The 15,977-nt window shown below is 65.3% G+C and carries 14 protein-coding genes; 8 read left to right on the forward strand and 6 right to left on the reverse strand.

What is annotated here, in order from left to right; translation table 11 throughout:
- Positions 1-18 precede the first annotated feature (18 nt).
- The 3 genes from FAZ98_RS24880 to FAZ98_RS24890 are packed head-to-tail and all read left to right on the forward strand — an operon-like array spanning position 19 to position 2,475.
- A complete protein-coding gene (locus FAZ98_RS24880) occupies positions 19-951 on the forward strand; it encodes an amidohydrolase family protein (RefSeq protein ID WP_158955043.1) in 933 nt (310 codons plus the stop codon).
- Positions 952-1,001: 50 nt separating this feature from the next.
- Complete coding sequence (locus FAZ98_RS24885) at positions 1,002-1,628, forward strand: flavin reductase family protein (RefSeq protein WP_158955045.1); 627 nt, start codon at positions 1,002-1,004, stop codon at positions 1,626-1,628.
- Between the two features lie 25 nt (positions 1,629-1,653).
- Positions 1,654-2,475 carry a cupin domain-containing protein gene (locus FAZ98_RS24890; RefSeq protein ID WP_158955047.1) on the forward strand — a complete coding sequence of 274 codons (822 nt, stop codon included), beginning with the start codon at positions 1,654-1,656 and terminating at the stop codon, positions 2,473-2,475.
- Between the two features lie 35 nt (positions 2,476-2,510).
- Here FAZ98_RS24890 and FAZ98_RS24895 read toward each other — a convergent pair whose 3' ends face one another.
- Positions 2,511-3,494 (reverse strand): ketopantoate reductase family protein, encoded by a 984-nt coding sequence (locus FAZ98_RS24895; RefSeq protein ID WP_158955049.1) that lies wholly within the window; start codon positions 3,492-3,494, stop codon positions 2,511-2,513.
- Between the two features lie 142 nt (positions 3,495-3,636).
- On the opposite strand from FAZ98_RS24895, the gene FAZ98_RS24900 reads away from it, so the two are divergent.
- Entirely contained in the window at positions 3,637-4,509 is an 873-nt protein-coding gene (locus tag FAZ98_RS24900) for a fumarate hydratase (protein WP_158955051.1), read from the forward strand.
- Positions 4,510-4,511: 2 nt separating this feature from the next.
- Entirely contained in the window at positions 4,512-5,120 is a 609-nt protein-coding gene (locus FAZ98_RS24905) for a fumarate hydratase C-terminal domain-containing protein (protein WP_158955053.1), read from the forward strand.
- Positions 5,121-5,126: 6 nt separating this feature from the next.
- On the opposite strand, the gene FAZ98_RS24910 is transcribed toward FAZ98_RS24905, so the two are convergent.
- On the reverse strand, positions 5,127-6,209 hold the full coding sequence (locus tag FAZ98_RS24910) for an aromatic acid exporter family protein (protein WP_158956494.1): 1,083 nt from the start codon (positions 6,207-6,209) through the stop codon (positions 5,127-5,129).
- A 350-nt stretch (positions 6,210-6,559) separates the two neighbouring features.
- Here FAZ98_RS24910 and FAZ98_RS24915 point away from each other — a divergent pair, with 350 nt between their 5' ends.
- On the forward strand, positions 6,560-7,570 hold the full coding sequence (locus FAZ98_RS24915; RefSeq protein ID WP_158955055.1) for a glycosyltransferase family 2 protein: 1,011 nt from the start codon (positions 6,560-6,562) through the stop codon (positions 7,568-7,570).
- A gap of 53 nt (positions 7,571-7,623) precedes the next feature.
- Here the strand turns inward: FAZ98_RS24915 and FAZ98_RS24920 are convergent, their stop codons facing one another.
- Positions 7,624-9,105 (reverse strand): MmgE/PrpD family protein, encoded by a 1,482-nt coding sequence (locus FAZ98_RS24920; protein ID WP_199272446.1) that lies wholly within the window; start codon positions 9,103-9,105, stop codon positions 7,624-7,626.
- 60 nt (positions 9,106-9,165) lie between these two features.
- The gene (locus FAZ98_RS24925; protein ID WP_158955057.1) at positions 9,166-10,578 is read right to left on the reverse strand and encodes an MFS transporter; all 1,413 of its coding nucleotides are present in this window, start codon (positions 10,576-10,578) and stop codon (positions 9,166-9,168) included.
- A 207-nt stretch (positions 10,579-10,785) separates the two neighbouring features.
- On the opposite strand from FAZ98_RS24925, the gene FAZ98_RS24930 reads away from it, so the two are divergent.
- Positions 10,786-11,469, forward strand: coding sequence for a GntR family transcriptional regulator (locus FAZ98_RS24930; protein ID WP_158955059.1), 684 nt, complete (start codon positions 10,786-10,788; stop codon positions 11,467-11,469).
- A 240-nt stretch (positions 11,470-11,709) separates the two neighbouring features.
- Positions 11,710-13,044 carry an argininosuccinate synthase gene (gene argG / locus FAZ98_RS24935; RefSeq protein WP_158955061.1) on the forward strand — a complete coding sequence of 445 codons (1,335 nt, stop codon included), beginning with the start codon at positions 11,710-11,712 and terminating at the stop codon, positions 13,042-13,044.
- 140 nt (positions 13,045-13,184) lie between these two features.
- Here the strand turns inward: argG and FAZ98_RS24940 are convergent, their stop codons facing one another.
- Complete coding sequence (locus tag FAZ98_RS24940) at positions 13,185-13,940, reverse strand: helix-turn-helix domain-containing protein (RefSeq protein WP_407672138.1); 756 nt, start codon at positions 13,938-13,940, stop codon at positions 13,185-13,187.
- A gap of 433 nt (positions 13,941-14,373) precedes the next feature.
- Positions 14,374-15,735, reverse strand: coding sequence for a replication initiation protein (locus FAZ98_RS24945; RefSeq protein ID WP_233272916.1), 1,362 nt, complete (start codon positions 15,733-15,735; stop codon positions 14,374-14,376).
- Positions 15,736-15,977 lie beyond the last annotated feature (242 nt).

A 15,977-nucleotide genomic window follows, 5' to 3' on the forward strand; every position in this document is an offset into this window, starting at 1 on the left:
CTTCATTCTGGAGACGTCATGGCATCCGCCAAACTCAAGCTGTTCGATTCGCACGCCCACCTCGTCGCCGACGACCAGAGCCGTTATCCGCGCAATCCGATGAAGCGCTCGCCCAACGCGCCGCCGCGCCTGCCCGGCGTGATCGGCCTGCCCGGCGGCGCGCACGGCCCGAACCCGATCAACGAAGTGCCCGACGTCGCGCGCATGCTGCCGTGGATGAAGGAAGAAGGCGTGGAAGGCGCGGTGGCCGTGCAGAAGCGCATGATCTACCGCTACGACAACAGCTACATTCTCGATTCGTCGGATGCCTATCCCGAGATTTTCTCGGCCGTGGTGATTCTCGACGCCGAAGACGCCGCCACGCCCGAACTCGTGCGCTCTTACATCGAGAAGCATGGCTTGACCGGCGTGCGTCTTTTCGGTGGCCGCGACACCGACGGGGCGATGCCGTGGCTCAACTCGCCACGCGCGCTGCAAACGTGGGCCATCGCGAACGAATACGGCATCTGCATGGATCTCGAAGTGCTCGCCGTGGGCGGCGGCGGTCCTTCGGTGCCCGCGATCATCGAACTCGCACGCCAGCATCCGAACGTGCGCGTCGTGCTCGACCACATGCTCGAACCCGAAGCCGAAGACGAGAACTACGGTTTCGACGCGCGCTTCGTGCCGCTCGCGGCCGAGCCGAACATTTTCTTCAAGTTCACGTCGATCAACCTCGACATCTACCGCGAAACGCACACGCCGGCCGACAAGGCGTTGCGCGCGGCCGTCGACATGTTCGGCGCGGATCGCATCATGTGGGGCTCGGACATCGGCACCTCGTCGGGCACTTATCGGGACATGGTGCAGCGCATGCTCGACGCGGCCGCGCTGCTCACGCCCGAAGAACGCCACGCGGTGCTCTACGAAACCGGCAAGCGCGTATTCGTCAAGGGCGGCACGGTCGGCTAACGGCGCTTGCGGCACCGCCGCAACACCACTTCACCCTGCAGGAGATGTCGATGTTTCTCGATCCGGCCGCCACGCCCGGCTTCAAGCGCACGCTGTTCAACGCGATCGTCGCGCCGCGACCGATCGGCTGGATCAGCACGATCAACGGCCGGGGCCAGGTGAATCTCGCGCCGTTCTCGCACTTCAACCTCGTCTCGACCGCGCCGCCCGTGGTGATGTTCTCGTGCAACGCGCCCGCCGATCGTGCCGAAAAGGACACCATCGCGAACGTGCGCGAGACCGGCGAGTTCGTCACCAATCTCGTCACGTGGAATTTGCGCGAGCCGATGAACCTCAGTTCGTTCAACGCGCCCTACGGCACCGACGAATTCGAACTCGCGGGCCTCGAAAAAGCCCAGAGCACGCGGGTGAAGCCGCCGCGCGTGGCCGCCTCGCCCGCGAGCATGGAGTGCAAGCTGCTGCGCATCGTCGAGATCGAACCCACGGCGCCTGGCGAGACCTTCAGCAACGTGGTGTTCGGGCGCATCGTGGGCGTGCATCTGGACGAGCGGTTCGTCGACGCGGACGGCCGCTTCGACACCATCGGCACCGAGCCGCTCACGCGCCTCGACGGCAACAACTACGCAACGGTCGGCCGCATCGACGTGCTCGGACGCCCGAGCCCGCGCCGCGACTGATGCTTGCGTCATCAAGGAAACCAACATGACCTCATCCCCCGAAACCGGCGTGCGCGACACGGCCGTGTACAACCTCGCGCCCGGCAACGTGGCGCGCGGCCAGAACTTCTACGTGCAGTGGCTCGCGGGCGGCGGCGCCCCGTTCGCGGCGCAAAGCGCGCGCGAAACGCTGTTGCTGCTGCCGGACGCGAGCGGCGCGCAGATCCGCGCGGGCGGCGGCGCCCTCCAAAGCGTGCCGGGCCGCAGCGTGTGCGTGCTGCCCGCGGGAGAGATCGAAGTGACCTGCGATGAAGGCGGCCGCGCGGTGCTGCTCGCCTCGTCGCGCGCCGACCTCGCGCCCGGCGTCTCGATCAACGACGACGACTACGCCACGCCCGACGCGCGTATCGTGGGCAGCGAAGCCGGTTATGCGCGCACGCGCGGCCAGGGCGAAGTGCAGGTGATCCGCATCGACGACATCGTGCCGCCCGCCGACAAGCCGCGCCTCAAGATGCTCCAGAGCGACACGCTCAGCATCAACTGGGTCGAGTATCAGGACGCGCGCGACCGCAGCAAGCTGAGCCCGCACAGCCACACGAACTTCGAACAAGGCTCGCTCGCCATCGACGGTCATTTCGTGCATCACCTGCGCGTGAACTGGGGCCCGGACGCGAACCAGTGGCGCGAGGATCAGCATCTCGAAGCGGGCCCCGCCTCGCTCATTTCGATTCCCGTGCAAATGATCCACACGACCGAAGGCGTGGGTGACGGCCGCCACCTGCTGATCGACGTGTTCTCGCCGCCGCGCGAGGATTTCATCGGCAAGGGCTGGGTCGCCAACGCGGGCGACTACACGCGCGGCGAATGAAGCGCATGCGCGCCGTCGCGAATGGCTCTGGTGCTTCAGCCGGTTTGCGCGGCGCGCAGTCGCGCGAGCGCGTGAACGGCGCGCATGAGCGGCGCGTCGAAGCCCACGCGCGCGGCGCATTCGAGCGGCGCGCCGAGAATCGCGTCGAGTTCGAGACGGCGCCCCGCTTCGAGGTCTTGCAGCATCGAGGTCTTGATAGCCCCGAGCGCACGGGTCTGGGCGAGGCGCGCGGCCACGTCGATGTCGACGGCAAGTCCCGCGCGACGCCCGAGCGTCACGCACTCGCGCATCAGATCGGCGAACACAGCATGCGTGAGCGGATCATCGACAATGCGGTCGGTGCTCGCCTGCGTGAGCACGCTGAGCGGATTCGCACACACGTTGCCGAGCAGCTTGAGCCAGAGATCGCGGCGAATGTCGTGGCTGGCCGTGGCGCCAAGTCCCGCTGCGGCGAGCACCTGCGCCCAGTGCGCGGCGCGTTCGCTCATGCCGCCGCCCGGCTCGCCGAGCACGACCTTGCCGCCGCTGTGATGCACGACGCAGCCGGGCGCGGGCGAACTGCACGACGCCATCACGCTGCCGCCCAGCACGCGTTCGATGTCGATGGCGCGCTCGATGACGCCCGCCGGATCGACGCTCGTCAGGCGCAAGCCTTCGAGCGGTTGATCGCTGACGAGGAAGTACCACCACGGCAAACCGTTGCCGACCGGCAGCACCACGGTGCGCGCGCCCATCAACGGCGCGAGCGACGCGGCCAGCTCCGGCAGCGCATGCGATTTGAGCGCGATCACCACGAGATCCTGCTCGCCGAGCGCGGCACACTCCCCGGAAGCGTTCACGTCGATGGCGCGCTCGCCCTGTTCCGGCGAGGCGTAGCGCAAGCCGTGTTGCGCGAGCGCCCGCAAGGTCGCACCCCGCGCGAGCATCGACACCTGATGGCCGGCCAGCGCGAGCCGCGCCGCGAAATGTCCGCCGATCGCGCCCGCGCCAACAATGGCAATGCGCTTCGCTCCGTTCATGCGTGTCTCCTCCGCGTGCTCCTGGGTGTTCGCGTATTGTCGCCGCGCAGCGTCGAGCGCATGCCGCGATCTGCACGCTTTTCTCCTGGTGGAACGCGGGCAATTTCGCCTGCATGCGTTCGCCTTTGAAGGAACCACGACAATGGCCATCGACAGTTCGATTCTCAAGCGCGTGACCGCGCAGCTTTACGAGCGCTCGCTCAAGGCGATTCCTGACGACACGCGCGCGTTCCTGCAACGGGCCGCGAGCACGGAGACCGACACCACGGGCAAGGCCACGCTCACGATCATGCTCGAAAGCGCCGACGGCGCGAAACGCAACGGCACGCTCGTGTGCAGCGACGTGGGCATTCCCACCTATAGCGTGAAAATCGGCACGCGCGTGCAATTCGACGGCCCGGTGCGCGGCGCGATTCGCGACGGTTTTGCCGAACTCGCGGCGAACATCACGCCGCCCATCCTCAAGATGGTGACGAATCCGCTCACGCACGAGCGCAGCTACGCGGGAAAGGACATGCCGATCGTCAGCTTCGACATGATCGACGACGCCGATTACGTCGACATCGTCTGCGCGCCCAAGGCGATGGGCACGGGCCGCTGGGAAGCCATCGACGCGTTCGTCTATCCCACGCACGAGCAGATCGAACGCTTCGTGCTCGACACGATGATGCGCGCCGGCTCGCAGCCCTGCTTGCCGCTCGTGATCGGCGTGGGCATTGGCGGGACATTCGACCACGCGGCGCGGCTCGCGAAGGAGCAGATGCTGCGGCCGTTCGGCCAGACCAACCCCGAACCGATTCTCGCGCGCATGGAAGAACGCCTGCTCGGCGCCGTCAACGCGATGGGTTTCGGTCCAATGGGCACGGGCGGCGACACGACCGCGATGGCCGTCAACATCGACTATTCCGCGAGCCACGGTTTCGTGCCCGTGGCCGTGTGTTTCAACTGCTGGATCAACCGGCGTACGGCGGCGCGCATTCATCACGACGGCCGCGTCGACTATCTGGAGTCCTGACGATGAGCGTGATTCGCGATCTGCAACTGCCGCTTTCCCGCGAAAGCGCGCTTGATCTGAAACTCGGCGAGCTGGTGCGCGTGTCGGGCGAGATCACCGTGAGCATCGGTTTGCCCACGCATAAACGGCTTGCCGAAGCCGCCGCGACGGGCGCCGCGCTGCCCGTGGATTTGCGCGGCGGCGCGTTCTTTCACCTCAGCACCTATGTGCAGGACACACCCGGCGGGCCCGTGCCGCTCTACCTGAATCCGAGCACGAGCACGCGCTACAACGCGTTCATGCCCGCGATCGTCGGCGGTCTGGGCGTACGGCTCGTGGGCGGCAAAGGCGGTCTCGACGAAGCGAGCGCGCAAGCCATGCGCGAGACCGGCTGCGTGTATCTCTCGTTTCTCGGCGGCGGCGCGCATGGGCTTTCGCAGGCGCTGCGCCGCGTGGTGTCGATGCACTGGACCGAGTACATCTCGCAGTTTCGCCTGCTCACGCTGGAGGTGGACAAGCTCGGCCCGGCGACCGTCGCCATCGACGCGCACGGCAACAGCCTGTATCGACAGTTGCACGAGCGCGCCGCGGCGCGCCTGCCGGCCATCACGCGCGCGCTCGGGCACAGGTGAGTCGCCCTACGCCACGCGCAAATGCTCCGTGTGCATGTCGCTCAGGCGGCTCAGCAAGATGCCGTAACCCGTGAGATGGCCGAGATAGACGCTCGAGTACACGCCCGTTGCGGGCAGCGCTTCCACGAGCGCCTGCAATGCGGCGTACGGCAGCGGGTTCGCTTCGAGCGCGGCGCGTTCCACGCGCAGGTCCGCCCGCAGGGCGAGTTCGTGGTGCACGTTCACGAGCCGCGTCAGGCCGCGCCGGTAGCCGTCCTGCCAATGCCCGTCGAGCGCCTCGAACTGCGTGTTGAAGGTATCGAGCGTTTCGAGAAACGACACGATCGAATCGAACAGCTCGTGATAGCACCAGAACAGCGGCAGCCGGTCGCGATTGCGTTGCAGATGCGGCGAAACCCACGACTGTTCGAGGTCGGCCTTGAGCAGATCGTGCGCTTCCTTGAGGCGGCTGCTGGCGAGGCGCAACGTTGCTGTCGAGGCTTTGAGCCGGGTGCGGTCGAGCGTGTTCGCGGCCACGTCGGTGAGCAGCGTCGTGGCGGCGTCGTTGCCGTCGTTCACGAGCGTATTCGCCCAGAAGCCGTGATCGGGCGGAAACACGATCTGCTGGATCAGGTAGCCCAGCAACATGCCCAGCACCACGCCGATCAACCGTTGCTCGAGCAGCGGAATGTGCTCGCCCGTGTAGAGCACGAGCGTCATCGGCACGGTGACACTCGTCATCTGAAACACCGAAGGCTTCAGGCCCACGATCGTGAAGATCACCACCGGCAGCAAAATCACGCCGATCCACATATGCGGCGCGGTCATCCAGATCAGCAACGTGCCGATGGGCATCGCGACCACGTTCGACATCACGCGCTTGTAGAAGTAGCCGCGCGCCGCCGAGATCGAACTGCCCATGGCGAGCGTGAGCATCGCCGAGCCCGAGAGCGCCACGGCCGCGTCGGGATAACCGAGCGCGTACGGAATGCCGAAGCCGATCCACATGCCGAGCGTGAGCTTCGCGTATTTCGCCAGTTCCGAGAGCGAGAAGCGCGCGATCGCGCGGCGAAACGGCGTGAGAGGTTTGTGAACGTAGGACGTGGCGATCATGGCGGCGTGGGCGCGTTGCGGGCGAATGAAGCGAATCGTATCGCGAGTTGATTCGGCCGATCGCCAATGCCCATTCATGCCTGTCCATGCCGTTCGCTTTGGCGCGCCACGCCCCGGCGCCGGCTTATGCATCGCGCAATTTTCTTTAGCGGATCGTTCTGGCCGCCGCGGATACATCTTTTACAGATCGCCGGAGCCCGTCCCACAAGGCGCGGCGGCGCGCCCGCCGCAAGCGTCATGCCGCGCGAATTATTTCCTATTTCTTTCGGTTTTTTTTCATTTACCGTCATGCCAACCCTTGAAGTTCGCAATGCGAACCTATCGAAATCCCTGGTATGAGGTGCGCCATGACGACAACCACGGTCTCCCTTTGTGTGCCGACCTGCGACCGCCCCGACCTGCTCGTGCGTTGCATCGACTCGTGTCTCGCGCAAACGCACACCGGCATCGAAATCGTCATTGGCGACGATTCCGGCGACGAGCGCACCGCGCAAGTTATCGCCGAACGCAATGGCAACGACGCGCGCATCGACTATCGGCGTAATTTGCCGGCGCTAGGCCAGGCGCGCAACGTGGCGAGCCTGTTCGAGCGCGCGCGCGGCGACAAGATTCTGCTGATTCACGACGACGACTTTCTGCTCGCCGATGCCATCGCGCGGCTGCTCGCGCCGTGGCAACGCCATCCGGATCTCGAAGTCGCGTTCGGCGATCAATACGAAACCGGTCACGACGGCCGCATCGACTACGCCGCGAGCCGGCGCATGAATCACGCGTACCACCGCACGCCTGCCGCGGCCGGCCTGCAGGCGTTGCCGGGGCGCGTGGGCATCGTGCAGATGTTTCCCAACAACGGCTGGCTCGCGAACGCCGATCTCGTGCGGCGTATCGGCTACGACGCGCAATACGGCACCTGCTGCGATTACGTGTTCGGCACGCGCCTGTGTCTTGCGGCCCGGCGCGTGTTCTACGTGAACGCGCACGTTTCGTGTTACCGCATCACCGACGTTTCGGTATCCCAGGCAACGCGGCACACCATGAATGCCTCTTCGATTGCGGCCTGGCAATTTCTCGAGAGACTCGCGTTGCCGCGCGAGCTCGAAGCGGCGCGCAAACTCGCGATGAAGCGCCTCGTGCCGATCGTCGTGTCGCTGCATGCGCGCAATCATGAAGCGCGCGCGGGCTTCGCGCTGGCGCTCGGCAATCTGTACGCCTACCGCTTCGGGTTGAGCGTACGGCTCTACTATCATCTGCTGATGATCTGGAAAGCCTCGCGTAACCAGCGCGCGGAAACAATCCTGTTGCGCGGCGTGCCGGACGAACCGCCGGCCGTCGATACCACGCGGGCGCGCATGCCGTAGCGCCGCGCCGCCGGCGCATTCCCACCGGCATGGTTAGTTAGCGATACGAACGATCAGGCGGTCAAGAGCGAACGGAGTTCCGCCACGTTCGCCACGTTTTCCAGGCCGTTCACCCGTTCGATCAGTTGCGCGGTTTTCTGCCGCCCGAGCACGGGTTCCATGAGGTCGCGGGCCTTCTCGTTGACCTGCGCGACGCTTAGCCGGTTCTCCTTCGTGCCCGGTGGAAAGCGCGTGTAATGCGACACGGTGCGGCCGTCGGTGGTCGTGACTTCCACGCTCGCGCCGCGCGGCGCGGCCGGATCGGCGAGCTTCGGGTCGGCTTCCACGCGGATCTTCGCGCGCTCGGCCAGGATGTGCGGATCGTGCATCAACGCGACGTCGTGGCTGTCCGCGAACGAAACCGCGCCCTTCACGAGCGCGAGCGCGACCATGTGCTGGCAGTTCACGTCGGGCATGGCGCTCTCGCCGACAATCCCGATCGCGTCGGGCGGCACCTTCACCGTGATGCTGCGCACGTTCTGCGGCGTGAGCTGATATTGCTTGCGCAGGATGAGCAGCGCGTCGAGCAGCGACTGGATCGGATAGCCAACCGAGTACGTCTTGATCGCCGTGTCCATCACGAAGAAGTGCGTGCCGAGACCGTCGATCATGGCGTGCGGCTGCGGCTGCGTGGAAAGCGCGATGAAGAGATTGTGAGTGCCGTCGAGCACGTCGGCCACCCCCGTCATGCCGGCCTGCACCATCGTCACCGCCTGCACGCCGTTGCGCGCGCCCATGCCCGCGAAATCGAAGGCCTTTTCAATGTGATCGTGGTCCTTCACCCAGCTCCACAAACCCGAGACCTGCTGCGCCGAATACGAAATCGCATAGCGCGTGTTGCGTTCGTCAAGGCGCGCAAGCGCGGCCGCCGCGCCGAGTGCGCCGAACGTCGAGGCGGTGCCTTCCGCGCTGCGATGCGAGGCGCGCACGAGGTCGGGGCCGAGTGCCATCAGCAGCCGGCAGGCCATGTCGTAGCCGAGCGCCACGGCGCGCACGAACGCCGCGCCCGAGGCGCCGTTCGCTTCGCCCATCGCGAGCGCGGCGGGTATCGTCGATGAACCGGGGTGCGCCTTCGTGACCGGCTCGAAGTCGTCGGTCTCGTCGGAATGCGCGCACATCGCATTGGCGAGCGCGGCGTTGATCGTCGTGGTGCGCAGCTCCGAACCGACTACCGTTGCCTGCGCCGTGCCGCCGAGCGAGCGCACGTATTGCGTCGCGAGCATGCCGGGCCGCATGCGCGAGCCCGACACCATGGCGCCGAACGTATCGAGAATGTGGTTCTTGCATTCGAGCAACACGGCGCCGGGCAACGGCGCGTCGCGGGCGCTCACCATATAGCGCGCGAGTTGCGCGGTGATGCCGTTTTCGTTCGAGGCGGCGGGGGCGCGCTCTTCATCGGCGGCCAGACCGCTTTTCATGCCGATGGCAGGCAGCAGACCGCACGCGGCGGCGCTCAAAAGCCAACGGCGGCGCGACGGCAAAAACGCTGACGACATACGCACAGACTCCTTGTTTTCAAGGCCCGAAGTCACTCGGGCAAGTTCGGTCGGATACGGTCAGCTGGACAAGGTTTCGAGCCGTACGCCGTTGGTCCGCGGTCCCCACACGCCCACGGCCACGACGATCACGAGCATCGCCGCCGAGATCAGCGCGAACACGGCCGGCACGCCATAGTGCTTGAGCAGCGCCGCGACCCAAAAACCCACGAAGATCGAACTCAGGCGGCTCCAGCTGAACACGAAGCCCACGGCGCGCGCGCGAATGCGGGTGGGATACAACTCCGCCTGATACGTGTGAAAGATGCCGATCAACCAGTTGTTGGCGATCGTCACCGCACTGCCGAACAGCAGAATGGGCACGGCGTCGCGCGCCTGGCCGAACAGCACGCCCGCCACGGCCACGACGAGCGCGCAGCCCACGAGCTGCCATTTGCGCTGGATGCGTTCGGCGCACGCCATTGCGCCTATCGCGCCCAGCGGCGTGGTGATCGCGATCACCATCGTGTAGAGCAGCGAGTGCGTGATGGTGATGCCCTTCGAGGCAAGCAGCACCGGCACCCACGCGCCGAAGCCGTACACGCCGAAGGTCTGGCAGAAGTTGAACAGCGAGAGCATGAGCGTGCGGCGCAGGTAGCGCCCCTGCCACATCTCGCGCCAGGCGCCGCGCGCTTCGAGCGCCTGCGCGTCGGGGCCGGCGGGCAGCGCGGCGAGCGGCCGGCCGGTTTCGGCAATCACCTTGCGCTCGATTTCGTCGACGATCTCGCGCGCCTCGCCCACGCGTCCCTGGCTTTCGAGCCAGCGCGGCGACTCGGGCAGGCCGTGGCGGATGAACCAGATCAGCACCGCGCCCGCCGCGCCGATGATCATCACCCAGCGCCAGCCTTCGAGCCCGAGCAGGGTGTGCGGCACGAGCAGATAGGCGATCACGGCAACCGCGGGCACCGAGGTCAAAATCACGAGAATGCTGAAGGCCGTGTAGCGGCCGCGCGCGTCGTGCGGCGTGAGTTCGGAGATGTAGGTGTCGACGGTGATCAACTGCATGCCGATCCCCACGCCCGCGACGAAGCGCCAGGCGTCCATCGCCACGGCCTCGTGCTGGAAGGCGGCCGCGAAGCTGGCCACGGAGTACGTGAGCATCGCGAAGGTGAACACGGCGCGGCGGCCGAAGCGGTCGGTGAAGCCGCCCAGCGCCACGGTGCCGACGAACATGCCCGCGAAGAACGCGCCGAGAAAGCTCGCGAAGCCGTTCACATCGAAAATACCGGCCGTGGTCGCGCGGTACAACCCGCTATGGATCAGGCCGAGCGAGATGTAGGCGGCCATGAACATCTCGTAGAACTCGAACCAGCCGCCGATAGCGATGCGCGCGACGAGCCCGCGAAAATAGCGCGTGGGCGGCAGGCGGTCGAGCCGCGCCGAAACGCTCGCCTCCCCCTGCGCCGTCCTGCCGGTCTCCGTTCCCATGTACATGGCGTCTCCTTGCCTCCGATGGGTCGTCGGTTGCCGATTTGTGTCGACATTTATCGCCAGTATATGGCGATTTTCGAGCGATCGATGCGTCTCGGTGCTTTTAGTGTATACACTTAGCGTCGACGCAGCGGTCGCCATCGCCTTTGTTACAATCGGCGGCGCCGCCGTCGGGCGCGGCTTGGCGAGGACGCAGCGAGGACATAGCGCATGGATGAAGACGTCGATCTGCACGCCGCACCGGATGCGGGCGATTCGTCGAGCGTGGCCGAGATCGTCGACTGGGTGGCGCGCGGCATCATCGAAGGCCGGCTGCGTCCCGGCGACGACCTGAATTCCGTCGATCTCGCCAAACGCTTCGGCGTGAGCCGCACGCCCGTGCGCGAGGCGCTCTTCACGCTCACGCGCGAAGGACTCGTGGATTGGCCGCCGCGCCGCCGGCCGCGCGTGGCCGCCATGCACCTGAAGGAAGTGCGCGAAATCTACGAACTGCGCGCGCTGCTGTACGGCCAGGTGTCGCTCGCCATCGTCGAACACGCCACGGAAGACGACCTCGCGGCGCTCTGGCGCGCCCACGCGAAGCTCGCGGAAGTGGCCGCGCAAGGCGACGTGGACGGCTACTTCTGGGCCAACGTGGCGTTTCGCGACGAGGAACTGCGCGTGAGCCGCAACGGCATCGTCAAGGAAGTGCTCGACTCCATGCGCCTGCGCACCAACCGGCTGCGCCACCTGAGCACCTCGCTGCCGGGGCGCCTGCAGCGCTCGTGCACCGACCATCAGCGGCTCTGTGAAGCCTATGCGGAGCGCGACGGCGTGCTGGCCGCGGCGCTGAACCGCTCGATCGTGATGGGCGCGCTGCGCGCGATCGAAGCGGCGTGGGACACCATGCGCTAGCCGCGCAACGCGTTGGCGCAATGGCGTGAAAGCCCGCGTGCGAAGCGCCTGCGCATTTCCCGCACGCGCCCCTATTTATTTGCGCGAAAATCACGTTTCCGACGTCGGATTTTCGGGCGGGCGGCCCGCGCGCGAAGGCCGTCCGCGCGGCCGTCTGAGCTTGCCGAAAGCCCGGCGATACAAGATACTTGACGATTCGACCGAAATTCCTCCGCTTCTCGTTCTACCGGGTTCCTTCTCATGAGCACAATTCTCGAAAGCCTTCCGACCGGCCAAAAGGTCGGGATCGCGTTCTCCGGCGGCCTCGACACGAGCGCCGCGCTGCACTGGATGAAGCAGAAGGGCGCCGTGCCCTACGCGTACACCGCGAACCTCGGCCAGCCCGACGAAGACGACTACGATTCGATCCCGCGCCGCGCGACCGAATACGGCGCCGCGGGCGCACGTCTGATCGACTGCCGCGCGCAACTCGTGGCGGAAGGCATCGCCGCCCTGCAATCGGGCGCATTCCACATCACCACGGCCGGCGTCACGTACTTCAACACCACGCCGATCGGCCGCGCCGTGACGGGCACGATGCTCGTCGCCGCCATGAAGGAAGACGGCGTCAACATCTGGGGCGACGGTTCGACCTACAAGGGCAACGACATCGAGCGCTTCTACCGCTACGGTCTGCTCGTCAATCCGGACCTGAAGATCTACAAGCCGTGGCTCGACCAGCAGTTCATCGACGAACTCGGCGGCCGCGCGGAAATGTCGGAGTTCATGCGTCAGGCAGGCTTCGCCTACAAGATGTCGGCGGAAAAGGCGTACTCGACCGACTCGAACCTGCTCGGCGCGACGCACGAAGCCAAGGATCTGGAAAGCCTGGAATCGGGCATCAAGATCGTCAACCCGATCATGGGCGTGGCGTTCTGGCGCGACGACGTCAAGATCGACCGCGAGGAAGTCACGATCCGTTTCGAAGAAGGCCAGCCGGTCGCGCTGAACGGCCAGACCTTCGCGAACCCGGTCGAGCTGATGCTCGAGGCGAACCGCATCGGCGGCCGTCACGGTCTGGGCATGAGCGACCAGATCGAGAACCGCATCATCGAGGCGAAGAGCCGCGGCATTTACGAAGCCCCCGGCCTCGCGCTGCTGTTCATCGCCTACGAGCGCCTCGTCACCGGCATCCACAACGAAGACACGATCGAGCAGTACCGCGAAAACGGCCGCCGTCTGGGCCGCCTGCTCTATCAAGGCCGCTGGTTCGATCCGCAGGCGATCATGCTGCGCGAAACGGCGCAACGCTGGGTCGCGCGCGCGATCACGGGCGAAGTGAAGGTCGAGCTGCGCCGCGGCAACGACTACTCGATCCTGAGCACGAAGTCGGACAACCTCACGTATCAGCCGGAGCGTCTGTCGATGGAGAAGGTCGCCTCGACGTTCTCGCCGAAGGATCGTATCGGCCAGCTGACGATGCGCAACCTCGACATCACCGATACGCGCGACAAGCTGCGCGTGTACTCGCAAGTGGGCCTGCTCTCGCCGGGCGAGGCCTACACGCTGCCGCAGATCAAGGACGACACGAAGTAACGTCGCGCCGGTCGTTGCGCGCGCAATGAGCGCAACGACAAAGGGGCAATGACAAAAGGGGGAAGGCCTTGGGCCTTCCCCCTTTTTGTTTTTGCTCGATACGTCTCGCGACTTCGCGCGCGCGTGCAGCGTGCTACGGCTTAGAGATCCTTGAGCCCGTCGATGTCGACAATGCGAATGAGCTTGCCGCGCGCGTCGATGAGATTGCGCTTCTGGAAACGCGACAGAATACGGCTCACGGTTTCGAGCGTGATGCCGAGGTAGCTGCCCATGTCCTCGCGCGACATCCGCAGATGAAACTCGGCGTGCGAATAGCCGCGCTCCCAGTTGCGCTCGGAGACGTCGAGCAGAAAGGCGGCCACGCGCTCTTCCGCCGAAAGCGAGCCCAGCACCATCATCTGCGAGGCTTCCTGATTGAACTGATCGCCCAGCAGGCGGTGCAGGCGGTCCTGCATCGTGCCGACCTCGCGGCACAGGCGCTTGAGCGCGCCGTAGGGGAGCGTGCAGATCGAGCTGTCTTCGAGCGCGACCGCGCTGAACGCGTGCACGTCCGTCGCGATGCCGTCGAGCCCGAGCGCCTCGCCCGCGAGCCGCAGCCCCGTGATCTGCTCGCGGCCGTCGCGATGCACGATCATTGTCTTGAGCGAGCCCGTGCGCACGGCGTAGAGATTGTCAAAGCGGTCGCCCGAGCGATACAGCGCCTCGCCGCGGCGCACGCGGCGCGCGCCGCAGATGAGCGCTTCGAGCCTGGGCACGTCTTCGGCAGGCAAGCCCTGCGGCATGCAGAGATGGCGCATGGCGCAGCTGGAACAGCGCGGAGCAGCCGAGGGTGCCCCGACCGGTGCGCGGCCCGCCTGGCGCACGACGATATCGGATCCTGCGTTGGGTGACAGCATCGGACGACTCCTGTGATCGATTCCGGGCCATTGTCACACCGGGTCTGCGCGCCAACCTGGTGGCAAAATGACGCGCAGTGGAACAGCGGGTCGTTGAGGCTTGTCAGGTGGCCATTTGCAGGAATATGCCGACACGGACGTCGGACAAGGCCACCGGAAAAACAACAAATGGTTGAGTGAAACGCTAGAGGTTGCGTGCGCAACCACGTTTGTTGTGCATGCGGTGAGCCGTATTCGTCTGCGGAGTTGTCCACAATTTTGCTGGATAACTCTGTGAAGAACCCCCGGAACGAATTACCTAGTCCGTTGATCCGTCAAGGATTTTTCGCTGCGGCGCCCGGATCGGCAGCGTGCTCATCAAGTGAGCGTCTTCGCCTCGAATTTTCACACGCTTCAGGTTCGATCAGGCATCGAGCGTCTGCGCAGACGCTTCCTACGCGGCAAGTTGCTTCATCTTGCCGTAGACGAATTGCCCGAAATACCACGAGAGATCGGAGTGATTCAGGATGTTGGCGTCTGACAGCGCGCCTGCCTCCAGCTTCAGCCGGCGCAGCATGAGCTTGCCTGCCTGCGAGGCGATATAGAGGCGCACGAGCTCCTTGCGCGTCTTGTCGTCGGCCGACTCGAAGTGATCGCGGCCGCGCTTGACCTCTTCGTTGCGCTGCGAGCGCGCCTCTTCGTCGCGCGCGGCAATGCTCTGCTTCACCGCCGCTGTGGCTGCCTCTTTCGCCGCTTCGCGCGCGGTTTCCTGCTCCGTGGCCACGGTTGCGGCGATCGCCAGCTCCGACTGGATCGCGACCATCTTGCGCTCGGCCTCGGACACCTGCCAGTTGTGGCTCAGCGCCTTCATCAGATAGCCCGCCGGGCTTTTCGTGACCTTGCCCTGGTTCAGGCGGAAGCGCGTGTACTCCATGGCCTGCTGGATCCGCTCGTCGGTCCAGCTCAAGCGGTGCTCGGCGATCACGTCGAACTGCTTGTTGCTCAGCCCGAACTCCTCCTTGAGCGTGAGCATCAAATCGTGCGCGTCGGGCTGCCGGCTCAGCATGGCCGCCACCGTGTCCTTGCGCTTCATGCGAAAGCGGATCTTGTTGATTTTGCGAGACGTTTCCGAGTCGGCGCGGGTCTCGTAGTTCAGCTCGATGTCGGAAAGCTCGTTGATCTGCCGCACGGCCGGGTCGAGATATTTCGGCCGGAAATGCTTGAATTCGGATGCGCTCGTGCCGAGCTTGCCGGGCCAGCGACGCATGACGTCGAGCTCGATCCACTCCGTGATACCGGCGCCCACGTAGGGCATTACGAAGTCGTAGATCGCACGCGCATAGGTCTGCGAAAACGACGCGGTAATGCAGAGGTTGAGCCAGTGATGCTTGTCCGGACCGGTGATGTGACGCAGCATCAACGGCGGAATGCGAAACTGGATGCGTCCTTTGCCAATCTTGACGCTGCCCATCAACTGCTCGGAAATCCACTGGTCGTCTTCGTTGGGCGCGCGGTCGGGCGGCGTGTCCGTCACTTCGATCAGCACCCGCTGCGCTTCCTTGATCACGCTTTGCAGATGGCGCACGTTGCGGCTCTCGTAACGCATGAGCCACTTGAAGTAGTTCAGGTCGACGTCGTAGGTCTCGCGGGGTACCGGTTCCTGGGCCGCGACAAAATACGCCGCATCGATAAACCGACGCGACGACAGTCCCAGCCCGTTGATGGCGACGAACACGTTGTTGCGCTGGAAGCCGATCTCGCGCGTGCTTTCATTGATCGGCTGACCGGACATCTCCTCAAAGAGACCCAGCGACATCTGCTGTGTTGTCGTACTTCGCCCGCTGCTCACCTCCGACATTCACGCTCTCCCCGTCGACATTGGCGGGGACTGTATCACTCCGCAAACACAAGTCAACACAATAAACGTTACCGCAAACGGGCGTTGCAGCGCCTCCGCGCACAAAAAACGTACCGTGTTGCACAAATTTCTCTGCATCAGCGACACATAGAACGCGACATCGGCGCACACAAAACGGTGCAATTCGCACAGGAAACGGT

This window comes from Paraburkholderia acidisoli, from assembly GCF_009789675.1.
GTDB lineage: Bacteria > Pseudomonadota > Gammaproteobacteria > Burkholderiales > Burkholderiaceae > Paraburkholderia > Paraburkholderia acidisoli.